Annotated in this window: 16 protein-coding genes and 1 pseudogene; 6 read left to right on the forward strand and 11 right to left on the reverse strand. The window is 70.4% G+C overall.

Annotated elements, in window-relative coordinates; genetic code table 11:
* Positions 1-5: 5 nt before the first annotated feature.
* The 3 genes from ACWIHT_RS14120 to ACWIHT_RS14130 are packed head-to-tail and all read right to left on the reverse strand — an operon-like array spanning position 6 to position 2520.
* Positions 6-785, reverse strand: a complete 780-nt coding sequence (locus tag ACWIHT_RS14120; protein WP_456167816.1) for an ABC transporter permease — start codon at positions 783-785, stop codon at positions 6-8.
* Positions 782-1555 (reverse strand): ABC transporter permease, encoded by a 774-nt coding sequence (locus ACWIHT_RS14125; RefSeq protein ID WP_201049743.1) that lies wholly within the window; start codon positions 1553-1555, stop codon positions 782-784. Before ACWIHT_RS14125 ends, ACWIHT_RS14120 begins: the two co-directional genes overlap by 4 nt.
* A complete protein-coding gene (locus tag ACWIHT_RS14130; RefSeq protein WP_456167818.1) occupies positions 1552-2520 on the reverse strand; it encodes an ABC transporter substrate-binding protein in 969 nt (322 codons plus the stop codon). Before ACWIHT_RS14130 ends, ACWIHT_RS14125 begins: the two co-directional genes overlap by 4 nt.
* A 202-nt stretch (positions 2521-2722) precedes the next feature.
* Between ACWIHT_RS14130 and ACWIHT_RS14135 the strand changes: the two genes are divergently transcribed.
* Positions 2723-3496 (forward strand): IclR family transcriptional regulator domain-containing protein, encoded by a 774-nt coding sequence (locus ACWIHT_RS14135; RefSeq protein ID WP_456167820.1) that lies wholly within the window; start codon positions 2723-2725, stop codon positions 3494-3496.
* On the opposite strand, the gene ACWIHT_RS14140 is transcribed toward ACWIHT_RS14135, so the two are convergent.
* The 6 genes and pseudogenes from ACWIHT_RS14140 to ACWIHT_RS14165 all read right to left on the reverse strand — a co-directional run bounded on the left by ACWIHT_RS14140 (position 3447) and on the right by ACWIHT_RS14165 (position 8306).
* Positions 3447-4382, reverse strand: a complete 936-nt coding sequence (locus ACWIHT_RS14140) for a PDR/VanB family oxidoreductase (protein ID WP_456167822.1) — start codon at positions 4380-4382, stop codon at positions 3447-3449. The two genes, ACWIHT_RS14135 and ACWIHT_RS14140, sit on opposite strands and share 50 nt — an antisense overlap.
* The gene (locus ACWIHT_RS14145) at positions 4379-4567 is read right to left on the reverse strand and encodes a hypothetical protein (RefSeq protein ID WP_456167824.1); all 189 of its coding nucleotides are present in this window, start codon (positions 4565-4567) and stop codon (positions 4379-4381) included. Before ACWIHT_RS14145 ends, ACWIHT_RS14140 begins: the two co-directional genes overlap by 4 nt.
* Entirely contained in the window at positions 4564-5628 is a 1065-nt protein-coding gene (locus tag ACWIHT_RS14150; RefSeq protein WP_456167826.1) for an aromatic ring-hydroxylating dioxygenase subunit alpha, read from the reverse strand. The genes ACWIHT_RS14145 and ACWIHT_RS14150 overlap by 4 nt, the downstream gene beginning before the upstream one ends.
* Before the next feature lie 133 nt (positions 5629-5761).
* Positions 5762-6547: pseudogene (locus tag ACWIHT_RS14155) on the reverse strand (MIP/aquaporin family protein).
* The gene (locus ACWIHT_RS14160) at positions 6529-7266 is read right to left on the reverse strand and encodes a YoaK family protein (protein ID WP_456167828.1); all 738 of its coding nucleotides are present in this window, start codon (positions 7264-7266) and stop codon (positions 6529-6531) included. The pseudogene ACWIHT_RS14155 and the gene ACWIHT_RS14160 overlap by 19 nt, the downstream one beginning before the upstream one ends.
* Before the next feature lie 95 nt (positions 7267-7361).
* Complete coding sequence (locus ACWIHT_RS14165) at positions 7362-8306, reverse strand: LysR family transcriptional regulator (protein ID WP_456167830.1); 945 nt, start codon at positions 8304-8306, stop codon at positions 7362-7364.
* Between the two features lie 224 nt (positions 8307-8530).
* Between ACWIHT_RS14165 and ACWIHT_RS14170 the strand changes: the two genes are divergently transcribed.
* The 5 genes from ACWIHT_RS14170 to ACWIHT_RS14190 all read left to right on the forward strand — a co-directional run bounded on the left by ACWIHT_RS14170 (position 8531) and on the right by ACWIHT_RS14190 (position 15484).
* A complete protein-coding gene (locus tag ACWIHT_RS14170; RefSeq protein ID WP_456168023.1) occupies positions 8531-10444 on the forward strand; it encodes an amidohydrolase in 1914 nt (637 codons plus the stop codon).
* 80 nt (positions 10445-10524) lie between these two features.
* Positions 10525-12153 carry an MFS transporter gene (locus ACWIHT_RS14175; protein WP_456167832.1) on the forward strand — a complete coding sequence of 543 codons (1629 nt, stop codon included), beginning with the start codon at positions 10525-10527 and terminating at the stop codon, positions 12151-12153.
* A 69-nt stretch (positions 12154-12222) separates the two neighbouring features.
* Positions 12223-12471 carry an Atu4866 domain-containing protein gene (locus ACWIHT_RS14180; protein ID WP_456167834.1) on the forward strand — a complete coding sequence of 83 codons (249 nt, stop codon included), beginning with the start codon at positions 12223-12225 and terminating at the stop codon, positions 12469-12471.
* Between the two features lie 12 nt (positions 12472-12483).
* Positions 12484-14031 carry a Na+/H+ antiporter gene (locus ACWIHT_RS14185; protein ID WP_456167836.1) on the forward strand — a complete coding sequence of 516 codons (1548 nt, stop codon included), beginning with the start codon at positions 12484-12486 and terminating at the stop codon, positions 14029-14031.
* A gap of 61 nt (positions 14032-14092) precedes the next feature.
* A complete protein-coding gene (locus ACWIHT_RS14190; protein ID WP_456167838.1) occupies positions 14093-15484 on the forward strand; it encodes an amidohydrolase family protein in 1392 nt (463 codons plus the stop codon).
* A gap of 46 nt (positions 15485-15530) precedes the next feature.
* On the opposite strand, the gene ACWIHT_RS14195 is transcribed toward ACWIHT_RS14190, so the two are convergent.
* Together ACWIHT_RS14195 and ACWIHT_RS14200 are read right to left on the reverse strand one after the other, a co-directional pair.
* Positions 15531-16604, reverse strand: coding sequence for a glycosyl hydrolase family 18 protein (locus tag ACWIHT_RS14195; RefSeq protein ID WP_456167840.1), 1074 nt, complete (start codon positions 16602-16604; stop codon positions 15531-15533).
* A 95-nt stretch (positions 16605-16699) separates the two neighbouring features.
* Entirely contained in the window at positions 16700-17527 is an 828-nt protein-coding gene (locus tag ACWIHT_RS14200; protein WP_456167842.1) for a GntR family transcriptional regulator, read from the reverse strand.
* Between the last annotated feature and the right edge of the window lie 62 nt (positions 17528-17589).

A 17589-nucleotide genomic window follows, 5' to 3' on the forward strand; every position in this document is an offset into this window, starting at 1 on the left:
GATGTTCACGGGGACCGGCGGCTTGCCGCGCGCAGGCCGTGGTACCAGCCGAGCACCCGCCGCTCGACCACCTGGAAGACGACGGAGAGCAGGAATCCCAGCATCCCGAGGACGAGGATGCCCGTCCACATGTCGGGCACCGCGAAACTGCGCTGGAACTGGACGACGGTGTAGCCGAGTCCGTCGGTGCCCGCGAACATCTCGCTGATGACCATCAGGATGATCCCGATGGACAGCGCCTGGCGCAGCCCGGTGAAGATCTGCGGGCTCGCCGAGCGCAGCACCAGGCTCCGCAGGCGTGCGGTGCCCGTGATGCCGTAGGAGAGGGCCGTCTCCTTCATGACCGGGTCGACCGCGCGGACGCCCTCGACCGTGTTGAGGAGGATCGGCCAGACGCAGCCGCTCGCGATGACCACGATCTTCATCGTGTCGCCGATACCCGCGAACAGCATGATGACCGGGACCAGGACCGGCGGCGGCACCGCGCGCAGGAACTCCAGGACCGGTTCGCACACCGCGCGCACCCGCCGGTACGAGCCGATGACCGTGCCGAGCGCGATCCCGGCGACGGCCGCCGAGGCGTAACCGGCCATCAGACGCAGGACACTTGGGAGGACGTCCGTCCTGAAGCGGTCGGCGGTCCACACGTCCGGGAACGTCTTGAGGATCGTCCGCAGCGGTGGCCAGAACACATTGGTGCTGCCGTCCGACGCCAGCCACCAGACGGTGAGCAGCACCGCCGGGAGCGTGACCACGAACAGCAGCCGGAGCAGGGCCCGCCTCACACCGCCACCTCCCCGCGCACGGACTGGTGCCAGGCCAGCGCCCGCCGCTCCACGGTCCGCGCGCCCACGTTGATGATCAGCCCCAGCAGACCGGTCACCACGATCAGCGCGTACATCTCGGGCACCGCCTGCGAGCTCTGCGCGACCATGATGGTCGCGCCCAACCCCGGTGCACCGATGACCAGTTCGGCCGTGATGGTGAGGATCAGCGCGACGGCCGCGGCCAGCCGTACGCCCGTCATGACGTACGGCAGCGCGCTCGGCCACAGCACGTGCCGCACCCGCGCCCAGGTACCGAGACCGTAGGACCGCGCCGTTTCCTCGGCGACCGGGTCGACGTCCTGGACGCCGTAGAGGACCTGGATGAGGATCTGCCAGAAGGAGGCGTAGACGACGAGCAATAGCACTGACTTCAGTTCGGTGCCGTACAACAGCACCGCCAGGGGGATGAGGGCGACCGACGGGATCGGGCGGAGGAACTCGATCGTCGAGGCGGTCGCCTCGCGGAGGTAGGGGACGACGGAGAGCAGGACGCCCGCGACGATGCCCGCGCCGACGGCGATCGCGAGGCCGAGGGCCCAGCCGGTGAGGGTGTCGCCGAGCGCCGACCAGAACGCGCCGTCGTTTAGCTCGGTCCAAAACGCGGAGGCGATCCTGCTGGTCGGCGGGAAGTAGGCCTCCTTGACGATGCCGACGCGCGGCACGACCTCGCCGAGGGCGAGGAAGGCCGCGAGTCCGGCCGCACTGAGTGCGGTGTTCAGTCCTTTCACGGGAGCAGCGTGTTGAGGTCGGGGGTCTTCTTGAAGAGGCCGTCGGTCTCGCTCAGCTTCTCCAGCGCCTCGATCGACGAACGGTTGGGATCGGCGGGCCACTTGGGCAGGATCACCTTGGCCAGCACGCTGGCCGGGACCTTGGTGTAGGTGGCGACGATCTGGCGGACCTCGTCCGGGTGGGCGTCGGCGTAGGCCAGGGACTCGGCGGTGGCCTCCTGGAACTTCTTGACCACGTCCGGGTTCTTCGTCGCGTACGCCGAGGACGTGAAGTACATGGCGACGGTGAGGTTCGGCGCGACGTCGACCAGCGGCCAGGCGATCTGCTGGGCGCCCTGGTTCAGCATCGTGGTGAGCGCGGGTTCGACGGCCATCGCCGCGTCGATCTGGCCCTTGTCGAGCGCGGCCGGCATCTGGTCGAAGGCCAGCTCGACGAACTTCACCTTGTCCGGATCGCCGCCGGCCTTGCGGACGGATTCGCGTACGGCCGTCTCGTTGATGTTCTTCAGCGTGTTGACCGCGACCTTCTTGCCCTCCAGTTCCTTCGCCGACTTCAGCGTGCTGCCCTTCTTGACGACGAGGGCGCCAAAGTCCTTGCCCGACACGCCCGTTGAGGCGACACCGTTGGCGATGGCCTTCACCGGGACGTCGTTGGACTGGGCGAGCATGAGGGAGGTCATGTTGGAGAAGCCGAACTGGAACTGGCCGCTGACCACACCTGGCACGATGGCCGCGCCGCCCTGCGCGAGCGTCATGGTCAGTTTCAGGCCGCGCTTGGTGTAGAAACCCTGCTTCTGGCCGAGATACAGCGGGGCGACATCGACGATGGGGATGACCCCCACCTTGACCGTGGTGGTGCCCCCCGAGGACGTGCTCTTCGACGAACCCGACCCGTCGGACGAGCCACAGGCCGCGGTGGCGAGCAGGAACGTGCCGACCGTGAGACCGGCGAGCAGACGACGCATACGGCTCCTCCTGTGCAGACAACGGTGTTCCGACAGGCTGTGCGCACAGCGCACAGTGGTGCTCTTCTTGGTGCTCAGCGGGAACGTAGAACCCGGCGTCCGACCGGGTCAATGGTTTGGCTAACAAAATTGTTGACAGTTATCGAATCGCGCTTCTACCGTGCTCCCGGAGCGCACTCCGTGCGTCCGTCTGGAGGCGACGATGCCTGCGGCAGTCCGCGCACCGCACTTCGTGAGGTCCTTCGAGCGCGGCCTCGCCGTCATCCGCTCCTTCGACGCCGAGCATCCCGCCCGCACGCTCAGCGAGGTGGCCCGCGCCTGCGAACTGACCCGCGCCGCCGCCCGCCGGCTGCTCCTGACCCTGGCCGACCTCGGCTACGTCCAGTCCGACGGACGCCTGTTCCGCCTCACCCCGCGCGTCCTGGAGCTCGGCTACTCCTACCTCGCGGGCTCCACCCTGCCGCAGATCGTCGCCCCGCATCTGGAGCAACTCGTCGCGCGGACACGGGAGTCGGCGTCCCTGTGCGTCCTCGACGGCGACGACGTCGTCCACGTCGCCTGTCTCCCGGCCCGCCGCGTCCTGGCCGCCACGATCACCGTGGGCGCGCGCCACCCCGCCCGCGCCACCGCCGCGGGCCGGGTGCTCCTCGCCCACCTGCCCGCCGATGAATGGGACGTGCGTCCGTCAACCGACGTACTGCGCAAGGAACTTCACCGCATACGGCACGAGGGGTACGCGCTCGTCGACGAGGAACTGGAGGAGGGGCTCAGATCCGTCGCCGCCCCGGTGCGGGACCGGGACGGCGCGGTGGTCGCCGGAGTGAGCGTCGGGGCGCACGCGGGCCGGTACTCCGCCGAGGCCGTACGACGGGACCTGCTGCCGCAGTTGCTGGCGGCGGTGGCGCTCATCGACGACGATCTGCGGATCACAGATCGAGCACGAGCCGCTTCCCCAGGCAGCGCGAGACGCAGATGAGCATCGTCTCGCCGGCCGCCCGCTCCTCCTCGCTCAGCACCGAGTCCCGGTGGTCCGGGGTGCCTTCGAGTACGTCGGTCTCGCAGGTTCCGCAGGTGCCCTCGGTACAGGAGAACAGCACCTCGACCCCGGCGGCCCGCACGGTGTCGAGCACGGACACGCCCACCGGGACGGTCAGCGTCCTGCCGCTCTGTTCCAACACCACCTCGAACTCGGCGTCCAAGCCCGCCTGTTGGGCCTTCGGCTGGAACCGCTCGATGTGCAGGATGCCACTCGGGCACCGTGCTTCGACCGCGTCGAGCAGCGGTCCGGGACCGCAGCAGTAGACGAGGGTGCCCTCGGACACGTCGTCCAGGACGGACGGCAGATCCAGGAGCCCGACCTCGTCCTGCGGAGCTACGGTGACCCGGTCGCCGTAGCGGCTCAACTCCTCGGTGAACGCTATGGAGTTGCGGGTGCGGCCGCCGTAGAGCAGGCTCCACTCCGCGCCCGCCGCTGCCGCCGCGGCCAGCATCGGCAGGAGCGGGGTGATGCCGATGCCGCCCGCGACGAAGCGGTAGCGCGGGGCGGGCTCCAGGCGGAAGTGGTTGCGCGGTCCGCGCACCCGTACCTTGTCGCCCTGCCCCAACTGCTCGTGCACATACGCCGATCCGCCCCGCCCATCCGGCTCCCGCAGCACCGCGATCCGCCACGCCGTACGGTCCGCCGGGTCGCCGCACAGCGAGTACTGGCGCTCCAGGCCCGGGCCGAGCACGACGTCGACGTGCGCGCCCGGCTCCCAGAGCGGCAGTTGCTCGCCGAGCGGGTGACGAAGGGTGAGGGCGAGTACGCCGTCGGCCGCGAACTCCCTTTTCGCTACGACGAGTTCGGCCTCGTAGGTGCTCATGTACCCGCTCCCTGCGGATCGTCGACCGAGTCGACCGAGTGGCCCCGAGGGTGGGCGAGCATCCACTCCCACATCTCGATCGGGTCCTGCGACGTGTGCTCGCGGCCGCAGTGACAGGTGCCGTGCAGGACGTCCGTCCCCGGCAGCCAGTCGATGCGGTAGACCTCGCCGGTCGGAGCGGTCACTGGACCTTCTCCACGGGCTTGGCGCCCTCCTCGACCAGCCGGGCGAGGATACGGCGGGCGGCGAGACCGCCGGTGTCGATGTTGATGCTCAACTCCTGGTAGCCGCTGCGCTCCGAACCCAGCGTCTTCTGAAGGAGGTTGAGGGCGTCCACGTCCTGCATGACGACGGTGTGGTTGTTGCTCCGCAGGAACTCGGTGACCTCGGCGTCGTCCGTGGCCCAGTCGCGCGAGACCGCCCAGAAGTCGTAGACCTTGCCGTCGGAGGAGGGCGTGATGGCGTAGGTGATCTCGGTGTGGAAGCCGTTCGGGTCAGTGCCGTCCGCCTCGGGGAGTACGCCGACCGGGGCGATGCGGCTGTGCAGGAGGTAGAGGCAGGGCGCGTGGTACTCGATGTCCTGCCAGCGGGTGATCCGCCCTTGTATTCCAGTGGACTTGGCGTAGAACGGCGGGCACTCGGCGTCGTCCATGTGCCGGCTCACCCGTACGACACCGGCGCCCTCGTCCACCTCCGTGGTGATCGGTGTCTCGGCGACCTCGGGGGAGCCGATGTAACCGCCGTGCAGATACGTCTCGTGGGAGAGGTCGAGGAGGTTGTCGACGAGGAGGCCGTAGTCGGCGTCGATCGGCTCCATGCCGCTGACGGTGACCCACTCTGGGGAGGCGAGGTGCGGGGCCCGCGGGATGACCTGCGGATCGGCGAGGGCCGGATCGCCGATCCACACCCAGACCAGCGCGTCCTGCTCGACCACCGGGTACGAGGCGACGCGGGCGGTACGGGGGATGCGTTTCTGCCCCGGCACGTACACGCAGGCGCCCGTCGTGTCGTACGTGAACCCGTGGTATCCGCACACGATTTGGTCCCCGTCGAGCCGGCTCTCGGAGAGCGGGAACCGCCGGTGCACACACCGGTCGTGCAGCGCCACGGCCGTGCCGTCGTCCTCGGTGCGGTAGAAGACGAGGGGCTCGCCGAGGATCGTCCGGCCGAGCAGGTCGCGGCCGACCTCGTGGCTGTAGGCGGCGACGTACCACTGGTTGCTTGCGAAGGCGGTCATGTGCGGCATCGTTGCGGCTCCCGTCTGTGGTGGTGGCCACATCTTCGGGACGGGGGGCGCGGCGCGGCAATGGGTCTTCCGTCTCGCGGAAGGGGTTCGGCTGCGACTGGGGCTACAGCTACAGCTACAGCTACAGCTATGGCTACGGCTGGGGAGCCGGAGCCGGTTCCTCGGCGGTCGGCGTCTGTGCCGTCGTACGGCGGCGGGTGGTGATGCCGTTGATCACGACCGTCGCCCCGAGCGCCCCGAGCGGCGGGGCGAGGAGAGAGACCGGCAGGAGGGAGAGGTCTCCGGAGAACAGCGCCGGGCCGAACTCCCGTGCAGGGTTGGCGATTCCGCCGGACAGGGTGCCGAAGGCGAGAATCTGCGCGGCGATCATCGTGCCGACCGCCCAGGGGGTGAAGGGGCCGAGTCGGCGGCTGGAGACGCCGATTCCGGCGACGGCGACGATGACGAACATCGTGGCGGCCTCGATCACGGCGACCGCGGCCCAACTTCAGCCGGGGGCAGGCCTGATGACGGCGAAGTCCACGGCGGGGGAGGCGAACACCGGGCCCCAGACCAGTCGTCCGGCCGCGATGCCGAGCAGCGAACCGAGCAGTTGTCCCGCGATGAACGGCGCGACATCGCGGCCCGGTGTGCGGCCGTAGCGCCACATCGCGAGGGTGATCGCCGGGTTGATGTGGCCGCCGGTCACCCGGCCCCAGGGGGAGAGCATGACGGCGGTGACCGTGTAGCCGGAGAGCGGGGCCACGGCGAGGAGCCGGCCCTCTGGAACGTTCCACCAGCCGCCCGCCGTCGGGTCGAGGGTGCCCATCAGCCAGCGGACGGTGGTGGCCACGACGAACAACATCAGTGCCGTCAGGGCGAGTTCGAGGAGGGCCGAGCGCAGCGTGCGGCGGTTCGCGCTCACAACGGCTTCGTCCACAAGGCGTCGGAGCGGGTCAGTGCGAACGCGATGCCGGTGGCCGCCACCAGCAGCAGCGCGGCGAACAGCAGGGGCAGGGCCCGGCCGCCGTGCTCGACCGCCACGGCACCGGCCAGACCGCCCGCGAACATCGCGGCCGCCGACAGCAGTCGACGGCCGATCCTGCTGCCCTTGCCGCCCGCGAGACGGCTGTCGGCCGCGACTCCGGTGATGGTGAGTGTCAGTACGGTCGTGGTCAGGTCGGGTACGGCCAAGGCGCGAGCGGTGGCGTTCTGCACACCCATCGCCAGGCCGAGGAGCGCGATCAAGGCGTATTGGACCGCTCCACTCGCGTGCGCGGTGTCCGTGGTCTGCGCGACGACGTACGCCGCCAGGACCAGGGCCGTCTCCAGCAGCAGCGCCAGGTGCAGGACCCGTCCCCGGTGGGCGCCGGCCTCGTGGGCGAGTCGGCCGCCGAGCAGGGCGCCCGCGGCGAACGCGGCCAGCGCGGCGAGAGACGCGACCAGCGAGAAACCGGCCGCACCGGCGATCGCGAAGCCGGAGAAGACGACGTTGCCGGTCATGTTGGCGACGAAGACATGGCCCAGGACGAGATAGCTGAAGGCGTCCACGAGCCCGGTCACCACCGTCAGCGCGAGCATGAGCGGGGGGAGCGGACCGTGCCGGTCCTTCATGTCCGGGACGACCGTGGACCAGGCGTCCCGCAGTACGGCAGACATGGCAGTGCTCCCCTTCGCTGGATCTCGGGCTTCGCTACGAGCCTCGCCCCACGGGAGCGTTCCGTCCAACATATGGATGCGGACGCAGCGATCTGCTAGGCCGATTGATCGCCCCGGCCGCTGACCGCGTGCCGCTCCACCACTTCGAGGAACGCGGCGGCGGCCGGCGCCAGCCGCTTGCTGTCGTGGACCACGCAGATCGTGTGGACCGCCGCCTCGTCCGCGACCCGGAGCACGCGGGCGCCGTACGGCAGGGAGCCCTGGGGGTCGGTGCCCGGCGCGGAGTCCATGAACACGGACGAGCGCGGGACGACCGTCACGCCGATCCCCCGCGCGGCCAGCCGGATCATGTCGTGGATCTGGCCGACCTGGAAGTGCTGGCCGGGTTCCACCCCGGCGCGCGCGAACGCCGCCTCCACCTGGCGGCGCAGTCCGCTGCCCCGGGTGAACTGGATGAGCTGATGGCTCTCCGGCAGGTCCGCCAGGTCGACGGTGTCGCGGTCGGCCAGGGCGTGGTCGGCGGGCACGATCAGCATCAGCGGGTCGACGGCCAGCACCAAGTGGTCGAGCCCTTCCGGGACTTGGCGCGGTCCAAGGCCTACGACCGCGATGTCGAGGTCACCGGCCAGGACCGACGCGGCCATCTGCGCGCTGGGCGCGTTGGTCACATGGAAGTCGATGCCCGGGTACCGGGCGTGGTAGTCGGCCATCACCTCGACGAGGTCGACGGAGGACGCGCGGGTCTGGACCAGGCCCATGCGCAGCCGCCCGCGCCGCAGCCCGGACAGGCCGTCGAGGGCCGCCTGCGCGTTGTCGACGTCGGCGAGGACGCGGCGCGCCAGCGGTTCCAGGAGTTCCCCGGCGGCCGTGAGCCGTACGGAACGGCTGGTGCGGCTGAACAGCTTGGCGCCCACGTCCTTCTCCAGCCGGGCGATCTGCTGGCTCAGTGCGGACTGGGCGACGTAGCAACTGGCCGCCGCCTGCGTGAAGTTGCGGGTCTCGGCGACGGCGAGGAAGTACTTCAGGTGACGCAGGTCCATGGCCTCATCCGTCCGTCTGTCCATCTGCCCATCTGTCCGGCCATCCATCTGTCCGGCCGGCCGGACAGCCGTCTGTCCGTCTATCCATCCGTCTGGCCGATCGATTCGAGCGGAACCATGTGTTGGACCGATCCATCGTCGCAAACCTAGCGTCGAGACGCCACCAGTCGACCGACCTCTCAGGAGCCGACGTGTCCAGCAGCACCCTGCCCGTGGGCAGCAGCATGCCCGTGGGCGGCATACGCCCCTACGACGGGGTCCGGCACCCCGCGCAACTCGTCGTCCGCAACGGTCGCGTCCACACCGGCGACCCCGCCCGCCCGGCGGCCTCCGCCGTGGCCATCACCGACGGTGTCTTCAGCGCCGTGGGAGACGACGCGACCGTGGCCCCGCACATCGGCCCGGACACCCGCGTCGTGGACGCGCTCGGGCGACGGGTGATCCCCGGCCTCAACGACTCCCATCTGCACGTCATCCGGGGCGGGTTGAACTACCTCCTCGAACTGCGCTGGGACGGCGTACGGTCCTTGCGCACCGCGCTGCGCATGCTGCGCGAGCAGGCCGAGCGCACGCCAACAGGGCAGTGGGTGAGGGTGGTTGGCGGCTGGAGCGGCGAGCAGTTCGCGGAGAAGCGGCTGCCGACCGTCTCCGAGTTGAACGCCGTCGCCCCCGACACCCCTGTGTTCGTCCTGCACTTGTACCAGTCGGCGATCCTCAACCGGGCCGCGCTGGAGGCCGTCGGCTTCACGCGTGACTCGCCGAACCCGCCCGGCGGCGAGATCGTCCGCGACTTCGCGGGCAACCCCACCGGCGTGCTGCTCGCCGCGCCCGCCGCCGGACTGCTCTACTCCACCCTCGCCAAGGGCCCGATCCTCGCCCCCGAGGACCAACTCGGCTCCACCCGCCACTACTTGCGCGAACTGAACCGCTTCGGCATCACCAGCGCCATCGACGCCGCCGGCGGCTTCCAGAACTTCCCCGACAACTACGCGGCCGTCACCGAACTCGCCGAGCGCGGCGAACTCACGGTCCGTATCGCCTACCATCTCTTCCCGCAGACCGCCGGTCAGGAACTCGACGACCTGCGCCGCTGGATCGGCATGGTCAGCCCCGGCGACGGTGACGAGTGGCTGCGCTGCAACGGCGCAGGCGAGAACCTCGCCTGGTCCCCGGCCGACTTCGAGAACTTCGCCGAACCCCGCCCCCGACTCACCGCCCGCGCGAGCCAGGACCTGGAGGCGGCGGCCCGGCTGCTCCTCGACAACGGCTGGGGCTTCCGCCTCCATGCCACCTACGACGAGACCATCCGCCAGGACCTCGACGTGTTCGAGAAGATCGCCGCGGACGGCGGATTCCCGGACGGGACACGGTGGTTGTTCGACCACGCCGAGACCGTCAGCCAGGAGAGCCTGGACCGGATCAAGGCCCTCGGCGGCGCGGTCTCCGTCCAGAACCGCATGATGTTCCAGGGCAAGGCCTTCATCGACCGCTACGGCGCCGAGCGCGCCGCGACCGCACCCCCGATCCGCGCCATGCGCGACACCGGGCTGCTGGTCGCCGCCGGCACCGACGCCACCCGCGTCTCCAGCTACAACCCCTGGCTCTCCCTGTCCTGGCTGGTCACCGGCCGCACCATCGGCGACACGCTCCTCTACCCGGCCGAGAACCGTGTGGACCGTTCCACCGCCCTGGAGATGTACACCAGCGCGGGCGCCCACCTGACCGGCGAGTCCGACGTCAAGGGCGCCATCACCGAGGGCAAGTACGGCGACCTGGCGATCCTTTCCGCCGACTACTTCTCCGTCGCCGACGAGGACATCGACCGCATCGAGGCCCTGGTGACCGTGGCGGGCGGCAAGGTCGTGCACGCGGCAGGCGAGTACGAGAACATCGCCGCCCCGCTCCCGGAGATCAGCCCCGCCTGGAGCCCGGTCGCCCGCTTCGGCGGCTTCCAGGCGGCGACCGGTCCACGACAGGCCGACGGCTCGGGAGTACGGCAGGCCCGTGCCCTCACCGACGCGGCCACCGACTCCGAGGAGCAACGCGCCTGGCGCGAGCGACGCGGCGACTTCGACCACGTACCGTCCGTACCGCACCAACTCGACGGCGCGCTCGACCCGTTGAACGGTTGCTTCTGATCGGTCCGTCGAACGGTTGCTTCTGACCGGTAGGCGTACCTTCATTCCCGACCGTCCACTTCACCCTCCGGAGCAGCACCATGAGCGCCAGCGCCAGTACGACGACCGGGGGCACCGCGCGGTCCGCCTCGGCGTGGGCACCGTTGGCCCGCCCCGTGTTCCGGGCTCTGTGGATCGCCCAGTTCGTGTCGAACATCGGCACCTGGATGCAGACGGTCGGTGCCCAGTGGCTGCTGCTCGGGCACGGGGCGACCATGGTCACCCTGGTGCAGACGGCGTCGAGTCTGCCGATCGTGCTGCTGGCGCTGCCCTCGGGCGTCCTCGCCGACCGGTTCGACCGGCGGGGGCTGCTGCTGGTCGCGCAGCTCGCGATGTTCGCGGTGTCGGCGGTGCTGACCGCGCTCGCCTTCGCGGACGCGCTGTCCGCCGTACCGTTGCTCGCGCTCACGTTCCTCCTCGGCTGCGGTACGGCGCTGATGGGGCCGTCGTGGCAGGCCATCCAGCCCGAGTTGGTGGAGCGGGAGCAGTTGGGGCAGGCGTCCGCGCTGGGCGCCGTGAACATGAACCTCGCGAGGGCGGTCGGTCCCGCGCTCGGCGGTGTCGTGGTCGCGGCGGCCGGCGCGGGGTGGGTGTTCGGCTTCAACGCGCTGTCGTTCCTCGGGATCGCCGCCGTACTGCTGCTGTGGCACCGCCCGAAGACGACTGTCCCCGCCGCCGAGCGCGAACGGCTGCTGACCGCGCTGTACGCGGGCCGCCGCTACGTTTGGAACGCTCCAGGCATCCGGCGCGTCCTGCTGCGCACCGCCCTGTTCATCCCCGGCGCGGCGGCACTGTGGTCCCTGCTCCCGCTGATCGCCGCCGACTCGCTCGGGATGGGGTCGGGCGGCTACGGCCTGCTGCTCGGCGCGGTCGGGTTCGGCGCGGTGGGCGGCGCGTTCGCCCTGCCGTGGCTGCGCAGGCGCCTCGGCATCAACGGCATCCTGGCCGCCGGCGCCGTCGTGTTCGCCCTCGTTCTACTCGTCCTCGCCACCGTGCACATCACCTGGCTCGCGGTCCTCGTGCTGCTGCCCGCCGGGGTCGCCTGGATCGGCGTCCTGTCCACCCTCAACGCGGCGATCCAGACCCGGCTCCCCGGCTGGGTCCGGGCCCGCGGACTCGCCGTCTACCTGCTGGTCTTCCAGGGCGGCCAGGCCGTCGCCGCCCCCGTGTGGGGCGCCCTGGTCCAGTGGCTGGGCCTGACCACGGCCCTCCTCATCGGCACCGCCGTCATGCTGCTCAGCGCACTCAGCCTCCGCCGCTGGCGGCTCTACGGCATGGAGGGCATCGATCCCTCCCTCTCCGATCACTGGCCCACCCCGCCGCTGGTCTTTGTGCCCGGCCCCTCCGATGGACCGGTCCTGGTCTCCGTCGTCTACCGCGTCGCACCGGACGACAGCCCGGCGTTCGTCGAGGCGATGGACAACGTCGCCCGCTCCCGCCGCCGGACCGGCGCGCTCACCTGGGGCCTCTTCCAGGACGGCAACGAACCCGGCCGGTTCATCGAGAACTATCTCGTGGGCTCCTGGGCCGAACACCTCGCCCAGCACCACAACCGCCTCACGACCACCGACCGTTCCTTCGAGGACAAGGCCCGTGCTCTGCTCCTGCCCGGCACGAGCCCCGAGGTCACTCACGCCTTTGACGCCTCCGTCGTAGGACCGGTCCACTGAGGGTGGGTGCCGGACACCCAGGAGAGGCGTGGCCTGGTTACCCCCTCGCGGGAACGCGACGGTGGAGCCATGAACACGAACGCAGCACCGCATCCCTTCGTCGGCATGTGGGTCACCGCCGACGGCCACATCCGGCAGGAACTCCTCCCCGACGGCCGCTACGACGAGGCCCGGGGCAACCGGCGGAGCGCCTACACCGGCAGCTACACCGTCACCGGCAACCACATCGACTACGTCGACGACACCGGCTTCACCGCCACCGGTGACGTCCGCGACGGCGTGCTCTTCCACGAGCACCTCGTCCTGTACCGCGCGTAACCCGGTGCGGCCATGGACAGCCTCGAACTGATCGTCGTCGTAGCGGTCGCCGTCCTGCTCATGGGCTGGCTGTCGCGGCGCACCGGCCTGAGCGAGCCCCTACTGCTGCTCGGCACGGGTGCTGTCGTGGGGCTGACACCGGCCTTCGCGTCGTTCGCGCTGTCCCCGGACGTCGTCCTGTTCCTCTTCCTGCCCGCGCTGCTGTACTGGGAGGCGCTGACCTCCTCGGTGCGGGAGATCCGCAACAACTTCCGCAGCATCGCGCTCCAGTCCACCGGTCTGGTCCTCGCCACCGCCGTCGCGGTCGCATCCGTGGCCCACGCGCTGGGCTACGGCTGGCCGGTCGCCTTCGTCCTCGGCGCCGTACTCGCCCCGACGGACGCGGCGGCCGTCGCAGCGGTCGCCCGGGCCATGCCGCGCCGCATCCTGACCGTGCTGCGCACCGAGAGCCTCCTCAACGACGGGACCGCGCTGGTCCTGCTCGCCGTGACCATCGACGTCGTCACCGACGAGCACCCCTTCTCCTGGTCCGGCACGGCGCTCGCCTTCGTCACCTCGTACGCGGGCGGCATCCTGATCGGTGCGGCCGTCGCCCTGCTCCTGATCCCGGTCAGGCGTCGGCTGCCCGAGCCGCTGCTGCACAGCGTCCTCAGCGTCGCGACCCCCTTCCTCGCCTACCTCCCCGCCGAACTCCTGCATGTCTCCGGTGTGTTGGCGGTCGTCGTCTGCGGTCTGGTGTCCGCGTGGTTCGGGCCGCGGATCATCGGCTCCGAGGCCCGTATCCAGGCCGTCGCCTTCTGGGAGGTGGCCAGCTATCTGCTGAACGGCGCCCTGTTCGTCCTCGTCGGCATCCAACTGCCCGCCGCTGTTAGGGCGTTGACGTCCGTCTCGCTGTTGCAGGCGACGACCGCCGGTCTCGCCGTGAGCGTGGCGGTGCTCGGCACCCGGCTGCTCTGGTTCTACTCGGTGCCCTATCTGGTACGACTCCTCGACCGGCGCCCCCAGCAGCGGGACCGCCGGATCACCGCCCCGCAACGGCTGCCGCTGGCCTGGGCGGGCATGCGCGGCGCGATCTCGCTGGCCGCCGCACTGACCGTCCCCGCCACGACCGCCGACGGACATCTCGTCGGGCAGCGTGACGCCGTCGTGTTCATCACCACGGTCGTCATCGTCGTCACGCTCACGATCCTCGGGCCCACCCTGCCGGCCATGGTCCGCCGGGCCCGCTTCCCCGCCGACGCGGACAAGAGCGCCGAACTCACCCTCGCCCGCTGCCGGTTGAGCAGCGCCGCCCTCGACGCCCTGCCCGAGCTGGCGGTGCGGTTCGGGGTGCCCGAGGAGGACACCGCGCGCATGGTCCAGGACATCGAGGACCGCACCGCCCCCGCCGCCGACTCCGCGCACCGCCGCGAGAGCGTACGCGACCTCCAACTCGCCCTGCTCCAGGTCAAACGCGACACCCTCACCGACCTCCGCGACAGCGGCCGGATCGACGACATCGTCCTGCGCAGCGTGCAGGAAGTGCTCGACGTGGAGGAGGTCCGGCTGGGCCGCCACTGAACCGCCTCTCGCCCGCCAAGCCAACTCGCCACCGTCCGAACCCTCTTGAAAGGGGACCCTCATGAACACCCACGACACCACCGGCGCCGCTGTCCTCGCCCAGCTCCGCCGCCAGTCCGCCGACCCCGCCCGCCGCATCCTCTTCACCGGCGCGACCATCGTCACCATGGACCCCGAACTAGGCACAATCCAGGGCGACTTGCTCGTCGAGGGCGACAGCATCGCCGCGATCGGGCCGGACCTGGGCGCGGAGGGCGCGGTGGTCGTCGACGCCTCCGGCACCATCCTGGCCCCGGGCTTCGTCGACACCCACCGGCACGCCTGGGAGGCGCAGTTGCGCCGGATCATGCCCGACGTCGACGATCTCGGCGGCTATGTGATGACCACGCTCGCCGGGTACGCCACCGTCTACCGGCCCGAGGACATGTACATCGGCACCAGACTCGCGGCGCTCACCGCGCTCGACAGCGGCATCACCACCATGCTCGACTTCTCGCACAACTCCCGTACCCGCGAACACTCCGAGGCGGCCATCGAGGCCCTCCGCGACACCGGCATCCGGGGCGTCCACGCGTCCATGGGCCCGCACTTCGGGGACTGGGACCGCCAGTGGCCCGCCGACCTGACCCGGCTCAAGGACCGGTACTTCAGCAGCGACGACCAGCTCCTCACCCTCCGCCTGGCGACCCTGGCCACCGACGAGATTGCCGGACCCGCCCTCGCCTACGGCCCCGAACTCGCCCGCACCGCAGCCGACTTGGGCATCGGCGTCAGCGTCGACGCGGTCTTCGGCGAGGCGTCCTCACGGGCCGTGCTGTCCTGGGCCGAACACGGCATCCTCGGTCCCGACGTCACCCTGATCCACGCCACGGGGCTGACCGCCGAGGCGTGGAAGGCGATGGGGGAGTCGGGTACGACGGTCGCGCTCGCTCCGACCTCGGACGCGCAGATCGGTCTGGAGACGGCCATCCCCGCCGTGGACGAGGCACTCGCCGTCGGCATCCGACCCGGCCTCAGCATCGACGTCGAAGTCGCCCTCGCCAGCGACCTGTTCACCCAGATGCGGGCCCTGCTCGCCATCCAGCGGATGCGTGCCGTCAACGCCGCCTACGGCACCGGAGGCGAGCTCTCCCGCATCACCACGCGCGACGTCCTCGACTTCGCCACCCTCCAGGGCGCCCGGACCAATGGGCTCGGCGACGTCACCGGCTCCCTGACCGTCGGAAAGAAGGCCGACCTGCTGGTGGTCAGGGCCGAGGACCTCAACAACATGCCCCTCAACGACCCCATCGGCACACTGGTGTTGGGCTCCGACGCCCGCAACATCAGCGCCGTGTTCGTCGACGGGCAGCCGCGCAAGTGGGACGGGCAGGTCCTCGACGTGGACCTGCCCGCACTGCGCGCCGAGGTCAACGCGTCCCGCGATCACGTGCTCAACACCCCGGTGGTCTGAGGGGAGTTCGGGGCGCTCCCGGGAGCGCCCCGTCCCCTCGCTCGGGTCAGTTGGAGAACCAGGGGTTGCCGCCGCCCAGCGACCACACCGAGACCTTGGTGACGCCGAGTCCCTTGAGGACAGCGAGCTTGCGGTCCATCGCGACGCTGTCGACGTAGTCGTAGAGGACACCGCCGGAGGTCCAGCGGATCTCGCCGGAGGACGCGTCCCGGCGGCTCTCTACGGTCGCCGGGTCGCTGGAGAAGCCGGGGCTCCTCTTCATGTCGCTGAACTGGATGTTGCCGGTAACGGAGTTGAGGTCGCAGGGGTCGGGGGCGCTGTAGCCGTAGGAGGGCACACCGATGATCAGGCGGCCCGGGTTGGGGATCTTGCTCTGCGCGTACTTGGTGACCTTCTTCAGCCAGTCGTAGGGGCTGATGGGCAGGCAGCGGGCGCCGGCGGCGGTGTCGAACTCCTCGTCGTACGCCATGATCACCACGTCGTCGACCCCGGTGGCGGCCACGGCGGCGTAGTCGTAGAAGGCGGCGTCCTCCGTCATCGCGGGGGCGTCGACCTGGAGGCGCTTGCCCTTGGCGTGCAGGGCGGTTGCCAACTGCCCAAGGAAGGTCTTGTAGTTGGTGAAGTCGGCGGTGCTCCAGGACCAGTAGTCCTCCAGGTCGACGTCGACGCCGCTGAGCCCGGCGTCGCTGACGAGGGAGGTGACCTTGGAGACGGCCGCCGTACGCTTGGCGTTGGTGCTGACCAGGGCGTGGACGTCGGCGGTGGTCATGCCGGAAAGCGTCGGGTACTGGTAGGCGGAGTGTGCCTTGAGGTCGGCGACGTTGGCCGCGCTGTAGGTGTTGCAGGTGCCGTTGGCGGTGGTCTCCAGGGTGACCGAGCCGTTGCTGCCGACGGACCAGTACTCGGGGTTGAGGGCGCCGTTCTTCACCCTGTTGTCCGCGTACTCGCTCTTGGCGGTGCAGGTGGAGTCGCCCGTCGAGCCGGGGTACAGCCAGGTCTGGAGCTGGACGCCCGAGGTGGCGGAGGAACTGGCGCCGGCCGGGACCGAGGCCGTACAGGCGAGCAGCGTGGTGACCGTGGAGGCCACGACACCGGTCACGGTGAGTGCGTGACGGAACATGAGCGGTCCTTTCGGGTGGGGAGGGGTGGGGAGGGGCGTGCGGGATCGCCGCGTCGGCCGGAGGGCCGGCGCGGTGAACTGGGGGACAGGAGCGGTCAGTTGCTCCAGTAGGGGTCGAAGGCCAGGGTGTCGGCGCCGGGGACGGTGGTGGCGGCCGACCAGGAGCCGTCGACGACGCGTCCGCCGTCGGGCCGGCCGGCCAGCGACAGCCTGGTGAAGATGCGGTAGCGGTCACCCCGGTAGACGGAGCGGGTGAACTCGACCACCCGGCCCTCGGCGTCCCTGGCCGCCCGTTCGAACAGCAGGGCGGGGGTGTGCACGGACACGCCGAGGAGTTCGGCCTCCCACTCGTCGACCACGGTCGGCTCGATGCTCTGCGCGGCGTCGGCCAGCAGGATCTGGTAGCGGCGGCCGAGCAGCCGGTAGAAGGAGTCGGTCTCCAGGTCGCGGGCGGTCAGGCCGGGCACCAGCGCGTGCGGCACATGCAGCGTCTCCACACACATCGGGTCGCCGTCCACCGTGCGCAGCCGGAGGATCCGCAGGATCTGCTCGCTGGGCGCGATGCCCAGCCGGCGGCCGATCCGGGGCCCCGCGGCGATGGTCCTGAAGTCCAGGGTGCGGCTGGCCCAGGTGCCGTCCACACCGCCGACCCCCAGCGTCTGCGGTTGCCCGGGGGAGCCGCTGAGGTGCTGGGCGACCTTGGCCCGGGCCACGAACACACCGCGCCCGTGCTCCCGCACCAGCAGACCGTCACGGACGAAGTCGTCGACGACCGCGCGCAACGTGGGGCGGGATACCCCGAGTTCCTCGCACAGTTGCCGTTCGCCCGGGAGGGGGCGTCCGGTCCCGGTCTCCTCGATCAGGTCGAGGAGGTGGGTGCGGATGCGTTCCCGCTTCTCCCAACGGCTCTCACCGCTGACCATTCCTACCAACTTTCCTTACCAGTGGTTCATCTTCTCTACCGGTTGCTTCCGAAATGCTTGCT

It is taken from the genome of Streptomyces sp. NPDC002276 (assembly GCF_053891435.1).

Bases quoted from the DNA above. Each gene is read 5' to 3' on its own strand.
- ACWIHT_RS14140 (WP_456167822.1), bottom strand. From the start codon at position 4,382: ATGAGCACCTACGAGGCCGAACTCGTCGTAGCGAAAAGGGAGTTCGCG.
- ACWIHT_RS14130 (WP_456167818.1), bottom strand. From the start codon at position 2,520: ATGCGTCGTCTGCTCGCCGGTCTCACGGTCGGCACGTTCCTGCTCGCC.
- ACWIHT_RS14170 (WP_456168023.1), top strand. From the start codon at position 8,531: ATGCCCGTGGGCGGCATACGCCCCTACGACGGGGTCCGGCACCCCGCG.
- ACWIHT_RS14185 (WP_456167836.1), top strand. From the start codon at position 12,484: ATGGACAGCCTCGAACTGATCGTCGTCGTAGCGGTCGCCGTCCTGCTC.
- ACWIHT_RS14160 (WP_456167828.1), bottom strand. From the start codon at position 7,266: ATGTCTGCCGTACTGCGGGACGCCTGGTCCACGGTCGTCCCGGACATG.
- ACWIHT_RS14165 (WP_456167830.1), bottom strand. From the start codon at position 8,306: ATGGACCTGCGTCACCTGAAGTACTTCCTCGCCGTCGCCGAGACCCGC.
- ACWIHT_RS14175 (WP_456167832.1), top strand. From the start codon at position 10,525: ATGAGCGCCAGCGCCAGTACGACGACCGGGGGCACCGCGCGGTCCGCC.
- ACWIHT_RS14150 (WP_456167826.1), bottom strand. From the start codon at position 5,628: ATGCCGCACATGACCGCCTTCGCAAGCAACCAGTGGTACGTCGCCGCC.
- ACWIHT_RS14180 (WP_456167834.1), top strand. From the start codon at position 12,223: ATGAACACGAACGCAGCACCGCATCCCTTCGTCGGCATGTGGGTCACC.
- ACWIHT_RS14190 (WP_456167838.1), top strand. From the start codon at position 14,093: ATGAACACCCACGACACCACCGGCGCCGCTGTCCTCGCCCAGCTCCGC.
- ACWIHT_RS14195 (WP_456167840.1), bottom strand. From the start codon at position 16,604: ATGTTCCGTCACGCACTCACCGTGACCGGTGTCGTGGCCTCCACGGTC.
- ACWIHT_RS14200 (WP_456167842.1), bottom strand. From the start codon at position 17,527: ATGGTCAGCGGTGAGAGCCGTTGGGAGAAGCGGGAACGCATCCGCACC.
- ACWIHT_RS14135 (WP_456167820.1), top strand. From the start codon at position 2,723: ATGCCTGCGGCAGTCCGCGCACCGCACTTCGTGAGGTCCTTCGAGCGC.